The sequence below is a fragment of the Phyllobacterium sp. NPDC097923 genome (assembly GCF_044760925.1).
In the GTDB taxonomy this organism is placed as follows: domain Bacteria; phylum Pseudomonadota; class Alphaproteobacteria; order Rhizobiales; family Rhizobiaceae; genus Phyllobacterium; species Phyllobacterium calauticae.
Map to the genome: position 1 here is coordinate 1,519,921 of NZ_JBIWBL010000001.1, position 17,026 is coordinate 1,536,946.

General features: G+C 58.2%; 19 protein-coding genes. 12 read left to right on the forward strand and 7 right to left on the reverse strand.

Annotated elements, in window-relative coordinates:
* The first annotated feature begins 6 nt into the window (after window positions 1-6).
* Genes ACIQWS_RS07650 through ACIQWS_RS07685 form a run of 8 tightly spaced genes read left to right on the forward strand, consistent with a single transcriptional unit; the run spans window position 7 to window position 6,882 of the window.
* Window positions 7-1,395 (forward strand): pyruvate dehydrogenase complex E1 component subunit beta, encoded by a 1,389-nt coding sequence (locus ACIQWS_RS07650; protein ID WP_403174005.1) that lies wholly within the window; start codon window positions 7-9, stop codon window positions 1,393-1,395.
* 16 nt (window positions 1,396-1,411) lie between these two features.
* Window positions 1,412-2,743: a pyruvate dehydrogenase complex dihydrolipoamide acetyltransferase gene (locus ACIQWS_RS07655; RefSeq protein WP_403174007.1), complete on the forward strand. Its 1,332-nt coding sequence runs from the start codon at window positions 1,412-1,414 to the stop codon at window positions 2,741-2,743.
* Between the two features lie 8 nt (window positions 2,744-2,751).
* Complete coding sequence (locus ACIQWS_RS07660; protein WP_346305420.1) at window positions 2,752-3,390, forward strand: SGNH/GDSL hydrolase family protein; 639 nt, start codon at window positions 2,752-2,754, stop codon at window positions 3,388-3,390.
* Between the two features lie 23 nt (window positions 3,391-3,413).
* Window positions 3,414-4,859: a dihydrolipoyl dehydrogenase gene (gene lpdA, locus ACIQWS_RS07665; RefSeq protein ID WP_346305421.1), complete on the forward strand. Its 1,446-nt coding sequence runs from the start codon at window positions 3,414-3,416 to the stop codon at window positions 4,857-4,859.
* 22 nt (window positions 4,860-4,881) lie between these two features.
* Complete coding sequence (locus ACIQWS_RS07670) at window positions 4,882-5,145, forward strand: hypothetical protein (RefSeq protein WP_403174018.1); 264 nt, start codon at window positions 4,882-4,884, stop codon at window positions 5,143-5,145.
* A 15-nt stretch (window positions 5,146-5,160) separates the two neighbouring features.
* Window positions 5,161-5,439, forward strand: coding sequence for a GlsB/YeaQ/YmgE family stress response membrane protein (locus ACIQWS_RS07675; RefSeq protein WP_223614997.1), 279 nt, complete (start codon window positions 5,161-5,163; stop codon window positions 5,437-5,439).
* Window positions 5,440-5,453: 14 nt separating this feature from the next.
* Window positions 5,454-6,419, forward strand: a complete 966-nt coding sequence (gene lipA, locus ACIQWS_RS07680) for a lipoyl synthase (RefSeq protein WP_130269307.1) — start codon at window positions 5,454-5,456, stop codon at window positions 6,417-6,419.
* Window positions 6,420-6,423: 4 nt separating this feature from the next.
* On the forward strand, window positions 6,424-6,882 hold the full coding sequence (locus ACIQWS_RS07685) for a type II toxin-antitoxin system RatA family toxin (protein ID WP_105732851.1): 459 nt from the start codon (window positions 6,424-6,426) through the stop codon (window positions 6,880-6,882).
* Between the two features lie 77 nt (window positions 6,883-6,959).
* Here the strand turns inward: ACIQWS_RS07685 and ACIQWS_RS07690 are convergent, their stop codons facing one another.
* Window positions 6,960-7,589, reverse strand: a complete 630-nt coding sequence (locus ACIQWS_RS07690; protein WP_403174038.1) for a DUF1062 domain-containing protein — start codon at window positions 7,587-7,589, stop codon at window positions 6,960-6,962.
* Between the two features lie 355 nt (window positions 7,590-7,944).
* Window positions 7,945-8,673 (reverse strand): class I SAM-dependent methyltransferase, encoded by a 729-nt coding sequence (locus ACIQWS_RS07695; protein WP_403174045.1) that lies wholly within the window; start codon window positions 8,671-8,673, stop codon window positions 7,945-7,947.
* Window positions 8,674-8,972: 299 nt separating this feature from the next.
* Between ACIQWS_RS07695 and ACIQWS_RS07700 the strand changes: the two genes are divergently transcribed.
* Window positions 8,973-9,401, forward strand: coding sequence for a GNAT family N-acetyltransferase (locus ACIQWS_RS07700; protein WP_403174052.1), 429 nt, complete (start codon window positions 8,973-8,975; stop codon window positions 9,399-9,401).
* A gap of 2 nt (window positions 9,402-9,403) precedes the next feature.
* Here ACIQWS_RS07700 and ACIQWS_RS07705 read toward each other — a convergent pair whose 3' ends face one another.
* Together ACIQWS_RS07705 and ACIQWS_RS07710 are read right to left on the reverse strand one after the other, a co-directional pair.
* Window positions 9,404-9,895 (reverse strand): CinA family protein, encoded by a 492-nt coding sequence (locus tag ACIQWS_RS07705; protein ID WP_403174057.1) that lies wholly within the window; start codon window positions 9,893-9,895, stop codon window positions 9,404-9,406.
* Window positions 9,892-11,085: a bifunctional 2-C-methyl-D-erythritol 4-phosphate cytidylyltransferase/2-C-methyl-D-erythritol 2,4-cyclodiphosphate synthase gene (locus ACIQWS_RS07710; protein WP_223615209.1), complete on the reverse strand. Its 1,194-nt coding sequence runs from the start codon at window positions 11,083-11,085 to the stop codon at window positions 9,892-9,894. Before ACIQWS_RS07710 ends, ACIQWS_RS07705 begins: the two co-directional genes overlap by 4 nt.
* A gap of 192 nt (window positions 11,086-11,277) precedes the next feature.
* Here ACIQWS_RS07710 and dusB point away from each other — a divergent pair, with 192 nt between their 5' ends.
* From dusB to ntrC, 3 genes are read left to right on the forward strand one after another with little or no spacing between them, the layout of a single operon-like run.
* Window positions 11,278-12,276, forward strand: a complete 999-nt coding sequence (dusB, locus tag ACIQWS_RS07715) for a tRNA dihydrouridine synthase DusB (protein WP_403174063.1) — start codon at window positions 11,278-11,280, stop codon at window positions 12,274-12,276.
* On the forward strand, window positions 12,273-13,430 hold the full coding sequence (locus ACIQWS_RS07720; protein WP_223614991.1) for a nitrogen regulation protein NR(II): 1,158 nt from the start codon (window positions 12,273-12,275) through the stop codon (window positions 13,428-13,430). The genes dusB and ACIQWS_RS07720 overlap by 4 nt, the downstream gene beginning before the upstream one ends.
* A 2-nt stretch (window positions 13,431-13,432) precedes the next feature.
* Complete coding sequence (gene ntrC / locus ACIQWS_RS07725; RefSeq protein ID WP_403174070.1) at window positions 13,433-14,899, forward strand: nitrogen regulation protein NR(I); 1,467 nt, start codon at window positions 13,433-13,435, stop codon at window positions 14,897-14,899.
* 104 nt (window positions 14,900-15,003) lie between these two features.
* On the opposite strand, the gene ACIQWS_RS07730 is transcribed toward ntrC, so the two are convergent.
* The 3 genes from ACIQWS_RS07730 to ACIQWS_RS07740 all read right to left on the reverse strand — a co-directional run bounded on the left by ACIQWS_RS07730 (window position 15,004) and on the right by ACIQWS_RS07740 (window position 16,907).
* Complete coding sequence (locus ACIQWS_RS07730) at window positions 15,004-15,369, reverse strand: hypothetical protein (protein WP_403174076.1); 366 nt, start codon at window positions 15,367-15,369, stop codon at window positions 15,004-15,006.
* A complete protein-coding gene (locus tag ACIQWS_RS07735; RefSeq protein WP_403174082.1) occupies window positions 15,369-15,908 on the reverse strand; it encodes a lipid II-degrading bacteriocin in 540 nt (179 codons plus the stop codon). Before ACIQWS_RS07735 ends, ACIQWS_RS07730 begins: the two co-directional genes overlap by 1 nt.
* A 648-nt stretch (window positions 15,909-16,556) precedes the next feature.
* Window positions 16,557-16,907 (reverse strand): DMT family protein, encoded by a 351-nt coding sequence (locus tag ACIQWS_RS07740; RefSeq protein WP_403174091.1) that lies wholly within the window; start codon window positions 16,905-16,907, stop codon window positions 16,557-16,559.
* Window positions 16,908-17,026: the final 119 nt, after the last annotated feature.

Below are 17,026 nucleotides of genomic sequence, written 5' to 3' on the forward strand. Positions count from 1 at the left end.
GCAACCATGCCTGTAGATATTCTGATGCCAGCGCTCTCGCCGACCATGGAAGAGGGCAAACTGTCGAAATGGCTGAAAAAGGAAGGTGACAAGGTCACCTCCGGCGACGTTCTCGCGGAAATCGAGACCGACAAGGCGACGATGGAAGTGGAAGCGGTCGATGAAGGCACCATCGGCAAGATTCTCATTGCCGAAGGCACCGATAACGTGAAGGTCAACACCGTCATCGCCGTTCTCCTGGGCGATGGTGAAAGCGCCGATAGCGCGCCAAAGGCTGCAGCCGCTGAAGCGCCCGTCAAGGCGCAAGAGGCCCCGCAGCAGGAAGCGGAGGCTGCAAAGCCGGCCGCGACCGTTCCGGCAGCGCCGAAGACCGAAGTTGCCGCCGATCCGGATATTCCGGCAGGAACCGAAATGGTTTCGACCACCGTGCGCGAAGCACTGCGCGACGCCATGGCGGAAGAGATGCGCCGTGACCCCAACGTTTTCGTCATGGGTGAAGAAGTCGCCGAATATCAGGGCGCCTACAAGATCACCCAGGGGCTGCTCGACGAATTCGGCCCGCGCCGTGTTGTCGATACGCCGATCACCGAACACGGCTTTGCCGGCGTGGGTGTTGGCGCGGCCATGACCGGCCTGCGTCCGATCGTTGAGTTCATGACCTTCAACTTCGCCATGCAGGCGATTGACCAGATCATCAATTCGGCGGCCAAGACACTCTATATGTCCGGCGGCCAGATGGGCGCACCGATGGTGTTCCGTGGTCCTTCCGGTGCGGCTGCCCGCGTTGCTGCCCAGCACTCCCAGTGCTATGCCGCTTGGTACAGTCATATTCCGGGCCTCAAGGTCGTCATGCCCTACACGGCTGCCGATGCGAAGGGTCTGCTCAAGGCTGCGATCCGCGATCCGAACCCGGTCATCTTCCTCGAAAACGAAATCCTCTACGGTCACTCCTTCGATGTGCCGAAGCTCGATGATTTCGTCCTGCCGATCGGCAAGGCCCGTATCCACAAGAAGGGCACGGACGTTACGCTCGTCTCCTTCGGCATCGGCATGAACTACACGGTCAAGGCTGCGGAAGAGCTGTCCAAGCTCGGCATCGATGCTGAGATCATCGATCTGCGCACCATCCGCCCGATGGACATTCCGACGGTTGTCGAATCGGTCAAGAAGACCGGCCGCTGCGTCACCATCGAGGAAGGCTATCCGCAGTCCTCGGTCGGTACGGAAATTGCCACCCGCGTCATGCAGCAGGCTTTCGATTATCTCGATGCGCCGATCCTGACGATTGCCGGCAAGGACGTTCCGATGCCTTACGCGGCCAATCTGGAAAAGCTGGCATTGCCGAACGTTCAAGAAATCGTCGAGGCCGTCAAAGCTGTGACATACACAGCGTAAAGGGGAGGAAATCGATATGCCGATCAATATCACCATGCCGGCTCTTTCTCCCACGATGGAAGAGGGCAATCTTGCCAAATGGCTTGTCAAGGAAGGCGATAAGGTTGGTCCCGGCGATGTGATTGCCGAGATCGAAACCGACAAGGCAACGATGGAAGTCGAAGCGGTCGACGAGGGCACGGTCGCCAAGATCGTGGTTCCCGCCGGTACGGAAGGCGTCAAGGTCAACGCGCTGATCGCCATTCTGGCGGCGGACGGCGAAGATGTCGGCGCTGCTGCCAAGGGCGGCGACGCAGCTCCCGCGAAAGCAGAAGCCGCACCTGCGCCCGCCAAGGCCGAAGCACCCAAGGAAGCGGCTCCAGCGCCAGCGGCACCCGCTGCAACTGTTGCCGCTCCGGCAAAGTCCGGCGACCGGACATTCTCGTCACCGCTGGCCCGCCGCATCGCCAAGGATGCCGGTATCGATCTTTCCGCTGTAACGGGCTCCGGCCCGCATGGCCGCGTCATCAAGAAAGACGTCGAGGCAGCAATCTCCGGTGGCGGTGCCAAGGCACCTGCTGCAGCTGCAGCGGCCACGCCGGCGGCGGCTCCCAAGCCGATGTCGGACGATACGGTGCTGAAACTGTTCGAGGAAGGCTCCTACGAGCTCGTGCCGCACGACGGTATGCGCAAGACGATTGCCAAGCGTCTGCTGGAAGCCAAGTCGACCGTTCCGCATTTTTATCTGACGGTCGATTGCGAACTCGACGCACTGCTGGCACTGCGTGCCCAGATCAATGCGGCATCGCCGATGCGCAAGACGGAAAAGGGCGATGTTCCCGCCTACAAGCTGTCCGTCAATGACATGATCATCAAGGCGATGGCTCTGGCCCTGCGCGATGTTCCGGACGCCAATGTGTCCTGGACCGAAGCCAACATGGTCAAGCACAAGCATTCCGACGTGGGCGTTGCCGTGTCGATCCCCGGCGGCCTGATCACGCCGATCATCCGCAAGGCCGAGGAAAAGACCTTGTCCACCATCTCCAACGAGATGAAGGACCTGGCCAAGCGCGCGCGCGACCGCAAGCTGAAGCCCGAGGAGTATCAGGGCGGCACGACTGCGGTTTCCAACCTCGGCATGTTCGGCGTCAAGGACTTCGCCGCCATCATCAACCCGCCGCATGCCACCATTCTGGCAATTGGTGCGGGTGAAGAGCGGGCCGTCGTCAAGAAGGGTGAGATCAAGGTTGCCACGGTCATGTCCGTGACGCTCTCGACCGATCACCGCGCCGTCGATGGAGCCTTGGGTGCCGAGCTTGCTCAGGCCTTCAAGCGCCACATCGAAAACCCGATGGGCATGCTGGTCTGAGGCCGCCAATGAAAACGGTGCTCTGCTATGGCGATTCACTGACCTGGGGGTATGTTCCCGACGGGTCAGGGCGCCATGCGCTGGGCGATCGCTGGCCACAGATTTTGCAGGCAGAGCTTGGCGGCAGCGTGAATGTTGTCGCGGATGGCCTGAACGGGCGGACAACCGCCTTCGACGACCATCTCTCGGGGTTTGAACGCAATGCTGCCAAGACGCTGACCACCGCGCTTGGCACGCATTTTCCGCTCGACCTCGTGATTGTCATGCTCGGCACCAACGACATGAAGAGCTTTATCTGCGGCAGTGCGCAGGGCGCCAAGCGCGGCATGCAGCGGCTGATCGAGATCATCCGTACGGCGCCCTACCAGCTTGATGCGAAAGCGCCTGACATCCTGATCATGTCGCCGCCGCCGCTGGGCGAGACGGATGGTCCGGAATTCCGGCTGGTGTTCGAGCAGGGCATCGAACAGTCCCGCCTGCTCGCCGCCTTTTATGAAGATGCCGCCCGGCAGGCCGATTGCGCGTTTTTCGATGCGGGATCGGTGGCGAAGACATCACCGGTCGATGGCGTGCATCTGGATGCAGACAATACACGGGCAATCGGCAAGGCCATTGCACCAATCGTTCGAGGCATACTCGATATTTAGTTCAGTCTTAGGAGGACCGAGACTTGGCCAATACTTACGACGTGATCATCATTGGTTCCGGCCCGGGCGGCTACATCGCCGCTATCCGTTCCGCGCAGCTGGGATTGAAGACGGCCATCGTGGAGCGCGAGCATCTCGCCGGTATCTGCTCCAACTGGGGCTGCATACCGACAAAGGCGCTGCTGCGCTCGGCAGAAATCTTTCATTACGCCGAACACGCGAAGAATTACGGCCTGAAGATCGAAGGCAGCGTGACTGCTGACCTCAAGGCCATCGTTGCACGCTCGCGCGGCATTGCCGAGCGGATGAATGGCGGCGTCGGCTTCCTGATGAAGAAGAACAAGGTCGATGTCATCTGGGGCGAGGCCAAGCTGACCAAGCCCGGCGAGATCGTCGTGTCCAAGACCACCAAGAAGCCGGTCGAGCCGCAGGCGCCGCTGCCCAAGAATACCCTGGGCGAGGGCACTTATACGGCCAAGCATATCATCATCGCCACCGGCGCCCGTCCGCGCGCGCTGCCGGGTATCGAGCCTGATGGCAAGCTGATCTGGACCTATTTCGAGGCGATGAAGCCGGAAGACATGCCGAAATCGCTGCTCGTCATGGGGTCTGGCGCCATCGGCATCGAATTCGCATCGTTCTACCGCACGATGGGCGTCGATGTGACCGTTGTCGAGGTCATGCCGCAGGTCATGCCGGTTGAAGACACCGAGATTGCCAACTTTGCCCGCAAGCAGTTTGAAAAGCAGGGCATGAAGATCATTCTCGATGCCAAGGTGACCAAGGTCGAGAAGTCAGCCAATTCCATCACCGCCCATGTGGAAAAGAAAGACGGCAAGGTCGAAAAAATCACCGCGGACCGTATGGTCTCGGCTGTCGGCGTGCAGGGCAATATCGAAAACATCGGCCTTGAGGCACTTGGCATCAAGACCGATCGTGGCTGCATCGTCATTGACGGCTATGGCAAGACCAATGTTGCCGGCATCTACGCCATCGGTGACGTTGCCGGGCCGCCCATGCTGGCACACAAGGCCGAGCACGAGGCTGTCATCTGCGTCGAGAAGATCGCCGGACTGCCGAATGTGCATCCGATGGACAAGGCCAAGATCCCGGGCTGTACCTATTGCAACCCGCAGGTCGCTTCCGTTGGTTTGACCGAAGCCAAGGCAAAGGCTGAGGGTTATGACGTGCGCGTCGGCCGTTTCCCGTTCGTCGCCAATGGCAAGGCGATTGCGCTCGGAGAAGACCAGGGCATGGTCAAGACCGTCTTCGACAAGAAGACCGGCCAGCTCCTTGGCGCCCATCTCGTCGGTGCTGAGGTGACGGAACTGATTCAGGGTTTTGTGGTTGCGATGAACCTCGAAACGACCGAAGAAGAACTGATGCACACGATCTTCCCGCATCCGACCCTGTCGGAAACGATGAAGGAAAGCGTGCTGGATGCCTATGGACGTGCACTGAACGCCTGATAACGAAAGGAATTCCGGTCCGTTGGTCACCATCAAGGACAGCAAACCCTGGATTCGCCTGTCATGGGCAATCCTCAAATGGTCGACCCTGATCGGCTTTGGGCTGGGGTTTGCTGCGTCTGCCTTGAGTCTGGTTTCCGGCAACACCATATCCATCAATGGCACGGCCATCGGCGGCTGGACCGGTGTGTGGGTCGTGACTTTTGCCTGCGGGTTGGGTGGTTTTCTTTTCGGTGCTATATGGGCTCTGGTGTTTCGTGCCATTGCGATTGCATCAGGACGATAGGGCGAGCGAGGGAAAATGGATCAGCCAGTCGGTATCATGAGCATGCCCGGTGTCGGTTTCTTCGGGATGCTGGTCATCGGCTTCATCGCCGGATATATCGCGGAAAAGGCGATGAGCCGCAATCATGGCTTGTTCACCAATATTCTTGTTGGTATTGCCGGATCGTTCGTGGGTGGCACGCTGGCCGGATTGTTGAATTTCAACTTTTACGGCTTTTTTGGAAATCTGATTGTTGCGACGGCGGGCGCAATTATCATTCTGTGGATTTTTGGCAAAGCCAGATCCTCGAATTAAACTAGGAAGTCCTGATGGTAACGGTTCTCGATACGATCGATCAAAAGCGGCGCCTGCGGCATCCGGAAAAGGCGCATCGTCCGGATACGGAAATTCTGAAGAAGCCGGACTGGATTCGCGTCAAGGCGCCGGTCTCCAAGGGCTATGCGGAAACGCGCGAGATCGTGCGCTCGCACAGCCTCGTGACCGTGTGCGAAGAGGCCGGTTGCCCGAATATCGGCGAGTGCTGGGACAAGAAGCACGCCACCTTCATGATCATGGGCGAGATCTGCACCCGTGCCTGCGCATTCTGCAATGTCGCAACGGGATTGCCGACGGCGCTTGATCCGAACGAGCCGGAAAATGTCGGCAAGGCCGTCAAGAAAATGGGCCTGACCCACGTGGTCATCACCTCGGTCGACCGTGACGATCTTCCCGATGGCGGCGCCCAGCATTTTGCCGACGTCATCAACGCGATCCGCGCGATTTCTCCCGGCACAACGGTTGAAATCCTCACGCCGGATTTCCTGCGCAAGGACGGTGCGCTCGAGATCGTCGTTGCCGCGCGCCCCGACGTGTTCAACCACAATCTGGAAACGGTGCCTTCCAACTATCTCAAGGTACGTCCGGGCGCCCGTTATTTCCATTCCATCCGCCTGCTGCAGCGGGTGAAGGAACTCGATCCGACCATCTTCACCAAATCCGGCATCATGGTCGGCCTCGGCGAAGAGCGCAACGAAGTGCTGCAGCTGATGGACGACCTGCGTTCGGCCAATGTCGACTTCATGACCATCGGCCAGTACCTGCAGCCGACGCGCAAGCATCATCCGGTTCTCAATTACGTCACGCCAGACGAATTCAAGTCCTATGCGACCATCGCCAAGACCAAGGGCTTCCTGGTGGTTGCATCGAGCCCGCTGACACGCTCGTCGCACCATGCGGGTGATGATTTCGCCAAGCTGAAGGCTGCACGCGAGGCGCTGCACGCCAACCGAAGCTGACTGAATGCCGAAATTCGATACGACACGCCCCGTGGTGCATCGGGCCGAGCAGATGTTCGATCTGGTGGCGGATGTGGAAAGCTATCCGCAGTTCCTGCCGATGTGCGAAAGCCTGAAGGTGCGCTCACGCAAGGAGCGGGACGGCAAGACGCTGCTCATTGCCGATATGACCGTGGGCTACAAGCTGATCCGCGAGACGTTTACCAGCCAGGTCCTGCTCAAGCCGGACGAGAAGGTGATCGAGACCAAATATGTCGACGGGCCGTTTCGCTATCTCGACAACAAATGGCAGTTCGTGCCCTCCGCAAACCCGGAACATTCCGAGGTCAAATTCTACATCGACTACGAATTCAAAAGCCGCACGCTCGGTTTTTTAATGGGATCGATGTTCGATATTGCCTTCCGGAAATTCACCGAGGCCTTTGAAAAACGCGCCGACCAGATTTACGGCCGCGATTCATAAGGCATAACTATCTTTTGATTTGCCAGCTAATTAAAACACCCCACAGCGCAGGAATCGCCGCCGTGGGGTGTTTTGTTTCAGGCGTTCACCTGTCTGCTAGCCGCATCGATAATCCTGCCGCGCTCTGGTTCGTCGGAAATATCCAGGAGAACGACCAGACCGTCTCCAACGCTTTTTCGCAGAATGTTGCGACCTGATGGCGCCGTGGACAGCAGGCCGTCGCTTTCGAGTGTCTGTATCCGGCTGCGGGATAAAGCCAGTTCCGAAGCCAGAAGCCGGTCGAGGCGCACGGTCGTTGTCAGTGGCAGTCTGAGTTCAATCGATAGATGCGTTACATCCAGCGCGTGAGATAGAAGCTTCTTCCTGACGGTAACATCTGAGAACTCCGTGGCCTCCATTGCCTTCAACCCCGCTGGATTGAATGCCAGACGCTCGAGCCATTCCGGATCGTTGGTCTGAAGCGCCGCAAGGATTTGCAGGTCGATATCCCGGACATGCCTGCGCTCGAAAATCGTGCGGTTCCACGTGTTGTCGCAGACCGTGCATTTGTAGATGAGCCAGGCATCGAGTTTGCGGCCATTGGCGTTGAGCCGGGCCTTGCCGCTGGATTGGAAGGGCCGCACGCAGCGGCAATGGCTGCAGGCGATGAGGGGCTGGGGAGCCGCTCGTGGAACAATGGTCCATTGGACACAGAGAGTATTGGACATGCCGTCTTGATCTTCCTTTTGGAAGTTCAGCAAGAAGGCTGTCAGACAGTCATGGACTGAGCGCGGTGTGGCGTGTTCGGGGATGGGAAGAGTTTTGGGCCGATGCGTCTGCGCAAAGCACACGCTTGAATTGCCAACCGGCCTCTAACTCTGCCACCCGCTGAACATGTGTCAGCACTGCCGGAACGCAACGCGCGTTGTCAGCAGCACAGGGTAATACAGGCGAGACCGGTCTTTACGATGGCAAAATGGGACTCCAGGCGGGTCAAAAACTCTTCCGCGCTGAGCCGTATCAAAATCCGGGCGCCATTGGAAGCCCCCGGATTTCTCCCGATCAAATGGCGTCTTGCGGTTTTTAGCGCTGCGCCACAACCAGCAGGAACATCGGCCTCTCCAGTTCCTCGGCAAGCTCGGGCCGCGCGATGATCTGTTCTTTCGTCGGCTTCCATTCTTCCACGTGGGAGATGGTGAAACCCGCTGACATCAGCAGATTGAGGATGGTGCCGATTGTCCGGTGCTGTTTGATGACGCCTTTGGCCAGCCAGTCGGTCACACGCGGTCCCTCGACCAGATAGCCGTCGACGGGCCAGGATTTGCGGCCTTCCGCATCAATCGACCAGCCGGGACGGGATGGTGCCATAAAGATGGGATGTTCCATCGAGAAGATGAATGTCGCGCCGGGAACGAGTGCCTTGTGAACGGTCCGGAACAGCCCGGCCAGATTGTCGATGTAATGCAGGGTGAGTGAGCTATAGGCGAGATCAAACGCTGCCTCGGGCAAGTCAAGCACCTCCAGATCGGCTCTGTCATAACGAATGGCCGCATCTGTCGACATTGATCGCGCCCGCGCCAGCATGTTTTCCGAAACATCGAGGCCCAGCACCTCTGCGGCACCGTTTTCGCGCGCCCAGCGGGCAAACCAGCCAAAACCGCAACCGAGATCCACGGCGCGCAGGCCGTTAAGGTCTGGCATCAGCGCCTGCAGGGCAGGCCATTCCGCGGCACTGGCAAGACCGCCCACCGAGCGGCCCAACTGGCTGTAGCCTTCGAAGAAGGCCGGCGTATCGTAAATATTCTGTGTCATCGTGTTCTCCATCTTGATGCCGATGGACGGCGCGCACCATAAAAAAGCCCCGTCCGTTGCCGGCGGGGTTTGCTGGTGACGCGTTGCGCTTTTCGATCAGCGTGCACGAAGTCCCTGCATCCCGCCTGTTGGGATGCCGGCAACCCGCGCAACAATCAAAACGTCATTCTCGATCATGGAACCGATATCCCATGCTGGCGGTGAGGATGTCAAGAATGGCAAGTTTCCGCGCATCGGATGATTGATCGCAGCGGGACGATTCAGCTAGAACTGCGGCGCAACCAGCTTGGGAGAGAATGATGAGTGGCGTTGAGCCCGATTACACCCTTCACGGGGAAGCACCATCCGTTGACGACTATTGCCGGTTGCGGGTGATTTCCGGTTTGAGTCCGAAGAGCCGTGAGGCGGCTCTCATCGGTCTTCCCAACACGGTCTGCGGCGTGACGGTGACACTGGACGGCAAGGCAGTCGGCATGGGCCGCATCGTCGGGGATCGCGGCTGCTTCTATCAGGTGGTGGACATTGCGGTTGATCCCGCCCATCAGGCGCGCGGGCTTGGCAAGAGGATCATGGCTGCGTTGATGGACCATGTGGCGGCGGAAGCGCCTGATGGCGCCTATGTCAGCCTCATCGCCGATGGCCCGGCCAAACATCTCTACGCAAAATTCGGCTTCGAGCCGGTGACGCCGGATTCCATCGGCATGGCGTTCCGGGTGTCGCGCACCTGAGGTCAGGCGAGCGTCTTCAACACCAGATCGAGCGCCGTTTCGACGGCGTTTTGCCGGATGTTCGCGCGTCCCTGATCGGGAAAAACATGCCGCACAGCCTGCGGTGCCTGTCCCTTGAGGGCGACACCGAACCAGACGAGACCAACCGGCTTGGCCGCCGATCCGCCGCCGGGACCTGCAACACCCGTCACCGCCACGGCAATACCGGCGCGGGAGTGTTGCAATGCGCCCGCGGCCATGGCCAGCGCCACTTCCTCCGATACGGCGCCATGGGCAGCGATCACTTCCATCGGAATGCCGAGCATCGCGTGCTTGGCTTCGTTGGAATAGGTGATGAAGCCGCGATCCACCACATCGGATGACCCGCCGATGTCGGTGAGCGATGCCACAATCAGCCCCCCGGTGCAGGATTCGGCTGTTGCCAGCAAAATGCCCCTGGCGCGGCAGGCTTCCAGAACCGCGATGGCTTTTGCCTCTGCAATCAGTCCGCTCATTCCGGCAATCCTCCCGGATAGATCACCGATGCCGTGGCGATGGCGGCGATGCCTTCCTTGCGGCCGATAAAGCCCATTTTTTCATTGGTCGTCGCCTTGACCGATACACGATCGGGCGTAATCCCGAGCATTTTCGACAGGGCGGCGGTCATCGCCTCGCGGTGCGGGCCGACTTTCGGTTCCTCGCAGATCAGGGTGATATCGGCATTGGCGATGCGCCCGCCCGCCGCCTTGACGATTTTCACGGCATGCTCGACGAAAATATGCGAGGCGGCACCCTTCCATTGCGGGTCGGACGGCGGGAAATGCGTGCCGATATCGCCCGCGCCGCGCGTGGCCAGCAAAGCATCGGTCAGTGCATGCAAGGCGACATCCGCATCGGAGTGGCCATTGAGCTTGCGGTCATGTTCGATGAAGACGCCGGCGAGCGTCACACCATTGCCGGGCTCGAAAGAATGCACGTCATAGCCGTTGCCCGTGCGCACATCCGGGAAGGCGGCATGCCTTTGCGACAGACGGTCATCAGCCATATCGATATCCTTTGCCCAGGTGAGTTTCGTATTGTCAGCCGATCCCTCGACAATCCGCACCGGCAGGCCCTGCCACTCGGCAATGGCGGAATCATCGGTGAAATCGGAACGGCCGATGGCGAATGCCGCATCGTGCGCCGCCATGATCGGCCCATAGGGGAAGGCTTGCGGCGTCTGTGCGGCATAAAGCCCGGCGCGCGGCACCGTGGCGCTGACCATGGCATCATGGCCCGCTGCTTTCAATGTATCGGAGACGGCAAGCACCGGCAGAACACCGATATGCGGCGTCAGGTTGAAAATAACCCGCTCGAGCAGGTCGGCTGATATGAACGGTCGCACACCGTCATGGATGAGCACGTGGTCCGGCGCCTGGTCCTTCAGGGCGAGCAAGCCAAGCCGGGTTGATTCCTGCCGCGTCGGCCCGCCGGTTACGCATGTGACCCGTGCCGCATAGTCTCCTGCCGCCTGGGCGAAGAGGGATTCGTCTTCCTTGTGGATGACAACGACGACATCGTCGATGAACGGGCAGCCGAGAAAGGCCCGCAGCGTATGCGCCAGAACCGCTTCACCGCCGATCTTGCGGTATTGCTTCGGTCCTTCAACGCTTTGGCCCGCGCGTTCCCCGCGACCAGCCGCCACAATGACGGCTGCCACCCGCATCTGCTTGTCGTTTGTACCTGCCGCCACACTTCTCTCCGTAACTCCAGACTGCGTTACCTCTTGCCGAGGCGAAAGACCAGAGGTTTAAACGAAATCTCGTCCATTCGAGGTGCTCTTTGCCTTGCCTAGTCCGGTGTTCCTGTCTAAAGGATAGGCGATTGGAAAATTGCATACGAAACAGGCAATAGTGACGTGATCGATCTGAATCAACCACTCGAGATAGGCGGCGTGCAGCTGCGTAACCGGGTGTTCCTTGCGCCGATGTCCGGTGTGTCCGACCTGCCGTTCCGCCAGCTGGCGTGGAAGGCCGGCGCAGGCATGGTCGTCTCCGAAATGGTTGCCAGCGCCGAGCTGTGCACGCGCGAGCGCGGCAACCTGCTGCGGCTGCGTGGAGACGGTCTCGGCACCCATGTGGTGCAGATCGCCGGACGCGAAACAAAGTGGATGGCGGAAGCCGCGCGCATTGCCGAAGGCGAGGGCGCGCATATCATCGATATCAATATGGGCTGCCCGGCCAAGAAGGTGACCGGCGGTTTTTCCGGTTCGGCGCTGATGCGCGATCTCGACCATGCCCTGACGCTGATCGAGGCGACCATCGCTGCGGTAAAGATTCCCGTGACGCTGAAAATGCGCCTGGGCTGGGATGACGACACGATCAATGCGCCGGAACTTGCCGCCCGTGCCGAACAGGCTGGTGTGCAGATGGTGACAGTGCACGGACGCACACGCTGCCAGTTCTATGAAGGCAAGGCGGATTGGCACGCCATCCGTGCCGTCAAGGCGGCTGTTTCCATCCCGCTTGTTGCCAATGGCGATGTGTTGAACCGCGACGATGCCAATGGCATTCTCGAAGCATCCGGTGCCGATGCCGTTATGGTCGGGCGTGGCTCCTATGGGCAACCGTGGCTACCCGGAACAATCGTTCATGGCGTGCAGAACGGGCAGGACACTGGCATGATCGCCGACTATGCAGTCGCCCATTACGAGGCGATGCTGGCCCATTACGGCGAGCCGACCGGCATTCGCCATTCGCGCAAGCATCTCGGCTGGTATCTGGAAAAGCACGGTGTCGATATCAGCGCGGCTGAACGCGCCGCGATCATGACCGAAACCAATCCGCGTCTGGTTGCCGGGCGCCTGCATGCCGCACTCGCGCGGCCGGACGAACATGACATGAAGAAGGTTGCATGATGACATCGGCAGACAATGTTGCGATGGACGACAAACTGGCCGGGATCGTTCTTAATGCGATCCGCCATCCGGTGATCATGCTCGATGAAAGCGGGCATATTTCCTATGCCAATTCCGATGCGGAAGCGTTTTTTCGCTCCAGCGCCAGCATACTGAGCCGCAACACGCTGGAAATGCTGCTGCCATTCGGCAGCCCGTTGCTGGCTCTGGTCAAGCAGGTGCGGGAAAGCCCGTCGCCCGTCAATGAATATCGCGTCGATGTTTCGTCGCCGCGCCTCGGACAGGACCGCATTGTCGATCTCTACGTCACGCCGGTCAGTGAAGCGCCGGGATCGATCGTCATCCTGTTCAAGGAGCGGTCAATGGCGGAAAAGCTCGACCGGCAGATGACCCATCGCGGCGCCGCCCGTTCGGTGACCGGCCTTGCATCCATGCTGGCGCACGAAATCAAGAACCCGCTGTCGGGTATTCGCGGTGCGGCGCAGCTGCTGGAAACCGGCCTCAACGATGATGACCGCGCGCTGACGCGGCTGATCACCGACGAGACCGACCGGATTGTCTCGCTTGTCGACCGCATGGAAGTGTTTTCGGACGAGCGCCCGATAGAGCGGGAGGCGGTGAACATCCACGTTGTGCTGGATCACGTCAAAGCCATCGCCAAGAACGGCTTTGCCAGCCACATCAAGTTCCACGAAGATTATGACCCGTCGCTGCCTTATGTTTTTGCCAATCGCGACCAGCTGGTGCAGGTGTTTCTGAATCTCGTGAAGAATGCGGCGGAATCCATCGGCACGAGCGAGCCGGGCGAGATCACGCTGTCGACCGCCTTCCGCCCCGGTATCCGCCTGTCAATTCCGGGCATCCGCAACCGGGTCTCCCTGCCACTCGAATTCTGCGTGCAGGATACCGGTTCCGGTGTTTCACCGGATATCATGCCGCATCTGTTCGATCCGTTCATCACGACAAAGCCGAACGGCTCGGGTCTCGGCCTGGCGCTCGTTGCGAAAATCGTTGGCGATCATGGCGGTGTCATCGAGTGCGATTCCGTACCGCGCAAGACGACATTCCGCATTCTGATGCCCGCATGGCAGAGCGATCCGTCGGACGACGACCATGCGGATGAAATGATTATATCGAAAAAGGCAGGATTCTGATCATGAGCTTGGGCAGCATTCTCGTTGCGGATGACGACGCAGCAATCAGAACAGTCCTCAATCAGGCGCTGTCGCGTGCCGGTTACGATGTGCGCATCACGTCTAATGCAGCCACCCTGTGGCGCTGGATTTCCGCCGGTGACGGCGATCTTGTCATCACCGATGTGGTGATGCCCGATGAAAACGCTTTCGACCTTCTGCCACGCATCAAGAAATCGCGCCCCGATCTGCCTGTTATCGTTATGAGCGCGCAGAATACCTTCATGACGGCAATCCGCGCTTCCGAGGCCGGGGCCTATGAATATCTGCCAAAGCCATTCGATCTGACCGAGCTTGTCAGCATTGTCGGCCGTGCCTTGGCGGAGCCGAAGAAAAAGCCGGAAAAATGGGCCAATGAAGAACAGCCGGATACCATGCCTCTGGTGGGCCGCTCGCCCGCCATGCAGGATATCTACCGTGTTCTTGCCCGCATGATGCAAACCGACCTGACCGTGATGATTTCAGGTGAATCCGGCACGGGCAAGGAGTTGGTGGCGCGGGCGCTGCATGAATATGGCCGTCGCCGCAAGGGGCCGTTCGTCGCCATCAACATGGCCGCCATTCCGCGCGACCTGATCGAATCCGAACTGTTCGGCCATGAACGGGGTGCTTTCACTGGTGCGCAGAACCGGTCGAGCGGCCGCTTCGAACAGGCGGATGGTGGCACGCTGTTCCTCGATGAAATCGGCGATATGCCGATGGAAGCGCAAACGCGTCTGCTGCGCGTACTGCAGCAGGGCGAATATATGACCGTGGGCGGGCGGACGCCGATCAAGACCGATGTGCGCATCGTGGCCGCGACAAACAAAGACCTGCGGACGCTGATCAATCAGGGCATGTTCCGCGAAGATCTCTATTACCGCCTGAATGTCGTGCCGCTGCGCCTGCCGCCGCTGCGCGAGCGCGGCGAGGATATTCCCGATCTTGTCCGGCATTTCTTCAAGATGGCGGCAAAGGACGGCCTGCCGGAAAAACGCATCACCGCCGATGGTCTCGACCTGATGCGCCGCTATCCCTGGGCCGGCAATGTGCGCGAACTGGAAAATCTGGTGCGCCGTCTCGCCGCGCTTTATCCGCAGGAAGAAATCAATGCGGATGTGATCGAGGCGGAACTCAAGGCCGACCTGCGGCCGGCGGAGCCGTCCTCCTCATCGATGTCCAACGAGGACATCACCATCGCGCAGGCGGTGGAGCTGAACATGCAGCGCTACTTCCTGTCCTATGGCGATGATCTGCCGCCGGTCGGGCTTTACCAGCGCGTGCTGGAGGAAGTGGAATACCCGCTCATCCTGTCATGCCTGACCGCCACCCATGGCAACCAGATCAAGGCAGCCGAACTGCTCGGCCTCAATCGCAACACTTTGCGCAAGAAAATCCGCGAACTGGGTGTCAACATCTACAAGAACACCAAGAACGATCTGGGCCGTTGATTCATCAGTTCGCTGATTGAGCGGCGGATTTAAATGTTGGTTTTCCCAGAGCTTGCTATTTTGTACAAACGGGATCGTACGCTCGTACGATCCCGTTTCTGCATTTAATCAGCCTTGAATGTCTGATCAACTGAAAGCTCTACTCTTTCATCGCAGGCCATTGTAGCGAAGTATCGTCCTATACGTTTGCCATCGCTTTTAACGTAAACCGTGACTTCCCAGCCGCGGATGCCAGAATTGTATCCAAAATCCTCATCCAGTTCGAGATCATCGTACTGAAAGCCATTTTTTGCAATTTTAGTGACGTAAAAAAGTATGCCGTACTTAACTGTTGCGGTTTGCATCTCCGGGCATTGCGTTGTTCTGTCCCTGAGTAATGGGATGCCATAGACAACAAATACGGCAAACAAGAACACCACCGTCACGATGGTCCCGGTCACGCCCAGGACCCATTTCAATAGTTTTCGCATTAGTGCCCCTCCCAGGAGATGGGGATGGAGCCTGGCATTGATATGTCATAGTTCGTGCCCGGCAGGAGATTTACTGTTCTTGTGAACAGTTCCTGCATCATTCCACGATGATCGCTTGGATTGAAATCATAATGATCATCATAGGCGCGAACCTCACCTTGGAAGTTCCATGTTCCGTCTTGATGACGAGTCATGTCCCCTTCTAGCTTCAACGAGATGTTCCCTAGGTAGGCCGCTGCAATTGCATTATCTTCTGCTGTGTTATGATTAAATTTCTCAACTACAATGTGTTTCGTTCCGATAAAGTTTGAGTCATTGGTGTACTGACTTAACTGGTTGATTTCTCTTATTTTCACCTGATCCGCCCGAAGGTTGAGACCGATCTGATTTAAGGGGACGCTCAATGCTTCTCCATGGCCTTGAAGATAATGCGCCATGGCCTTGAATGGTGACGCTATTCCTCCGGATAATGTGGTGTCATTTTTGTCATAGGTCTTGGCGCTCTCTGGTTCGGAGTCCGTTCCGTTCAGAATATCCAAAGGCGTATTCTGTTTGCCGAGGACATTATCGAGAAATGAGAGACCATTGAGCCAGGTGATGAAATCGCCGGGCGCATCTAGGAGCGCGTTCAGGCCGCTTACAATCCATTTCCGTATACGGATTATATAACCTACTCCCCGCCCAACCGGTGAATGAATTGCCGGGATTACTGTCTTCCCAGGATTTAATAATGATTGGTTTCAAGATTATCGTTTCAGGCATGCTCAAATCTCCTTAGTAAAAATAAAAAAGCATCAAAATGAAAATCCGCTTCGCCAAGCCATGCGGGGATAAACGAAAAAGGGACGTCATTACGTTTGAAACAGGCCGGGAGAATGGGATCCTGCGTATTAAATATTCTAAATATCACACATTGTTAATAAATATGATTATTATAGTCAAGAAATAAATGGGGCGCGTTGTTGATGACTTCCTTCATGGCAAAGAATGCTGGGCGGGGTGATCGGCGGGCTTCCGTGAATCCGGTTGAAATTGGTCCTATCCATGCTCTGAAATTACAGAAAATAGCCGAAACCGGATGCCGCATCGCAGATAGCAAGTAGTCTTTCCCCGCTGTCGGTCCTATAATTATCTGACTAACTATACTTCCCGTCTGCACCATCGAGCACGTGCACGGCCGTTTGATCCTAGAGCGGACCCTTGAACACGAAGAATGCGCCGCCGCAGATCATCGCGAAGCCGACGAGGTGGTTGATGGTGATTTTCTCACCCAGATACATCACCGAAAAACCGGCAAAGACCAGAAGCGTGATCACTTCCTGGATGGTCTTCAGCTGGGCGGCGGAATAGATCTCGTGACCGTAGCGGTTCGCCGGTACCGCAAGGCAGTATTCGGCAAAGGCAATCATCCAGCTGATGAAGATGACCAGTAAGAGCGGCCGGTCCGCGAATTTGAGATGGCCGTACCAGGCAAATGTCATGAAAACATTTGAGCCGAGCAACAGGAGGATGGGCCGGATATAATCAAAGGAGGGCATGAAGTGTCCTTGGCTCTAAGCGTCATGGGGCAGGGAATGCAGTAACGTTCAAACGGTCAAAACGATCCGGACAGCAGGCTTACGTCAAGTCGCGCGCAGCGGAAAGGGCGATCCGGGGT

Bases quoted from the DNA above. Each gene is read 5' to 3' on its own strand.
- ACIQWS_RS07685 (WP_105732851.1), top strand. From the start codon at position 6,424: ATGCCGAAATTCGATACGACACGCCCCGTGGTGCATCGGGCCGAGCAG.
- ACIQWS_RS07730 (WP_403174076.1), bottom strand. From the start codon at position 15,369: ATGCGAAAACTATTGAAATGGGTCCTGGGCGTGACCGGGACCATCGTG.
- ntrC (WP_403174070.1), top strand. From the start codon at position 13,433: ATGAGCTTGGGCAGCATTCTCGTTGCGGATGACGACGCAGCAATCAGA.
- ACIQWS_RS07720 (WP_223614991.1), top strand. From the start codon at position 12,273: ATGATGACATCGGCAGACAATGTTGCGATGGACGACAAACTGGCCGGG.
- ACIQWS_RS07700 (WP_403174052.1), top strand. From the start codon at position 8,973: ATGAGTGGCGTTGAGCCCGATTACACCCTTCACGGGGAAGCACCATCC.
- ACIQWS_RS07655 (WP_403174007.1), top strand. From the start codon at position 1,412: ATGCCGATCAATATCACCATGCCGGCTCTTTCTCCCACGATGGAAGAG.
- ACIQWS_RS07740 (WP_403174091.1), bottom strand. From the start codon at position 16,907: ATGCCCTCCTTTGATTATATCCGGCCCATCCTCCTGTTGCTCGGCTCA.
- ACIQWS_RS07675 (WP_223614997.1), top strand. From the start codon at position 5,161: ATGGATCAGCCAGTCGGTATCATGAGCATGCCCGGTGTCGGTTTCTTC.
- ACIQWS_RS07660 (WP_346305420.1), top strand. From the start codon at position 2,752: ATGAAAACGGTGCTCTGCTATGGCGATTCACTGACCTGGGGGTATGTT.
- ACIQWS_RS07710 (WP_223615209.1), bottom strand. From the start codon at position 11,085: ATGCGGGTGGCAGCCGTCATTGTGGCGGCTGGTCGCGGGGAACGCGCG.
- ACIQWS_RS07705 (WP_403174057.1), bottom strand. From the start codon at position 9,895: ATGAGCGGACTGATTGCAGAGGCAAAAGCCATCGCGGTTCTGGAAGCC.
- ACIQWS_RS07695 (WP_403174045.1), bottom strand. From the start codon at position 8,673: ATGACACAGAATATTTACGATACGCCGGCCTTCTTCGAAGGCTACAGC.
- lipA (WP_130269307.1), top strand. From the start codon at position 5,454: ATGGTAACGGTTCTCGATACGATCGATCAAAAGCGGCGCCTGCGGCAT.
- ACIQWS_RS07650 (WP_403174005.1), top strand. From the start codon at position 7: ATGCCTGTAGATATTCTGATGCCAGCGCTCTCGCCGACCATGGAAGAG.
- ACIQWS_RS07690 (WP_403174038.1), bottom strand. From the start codon at position 7,589: ATGTCCAATACTCTCTGTGTCCAATGGACCATTGTTCCACGAGCGGCT.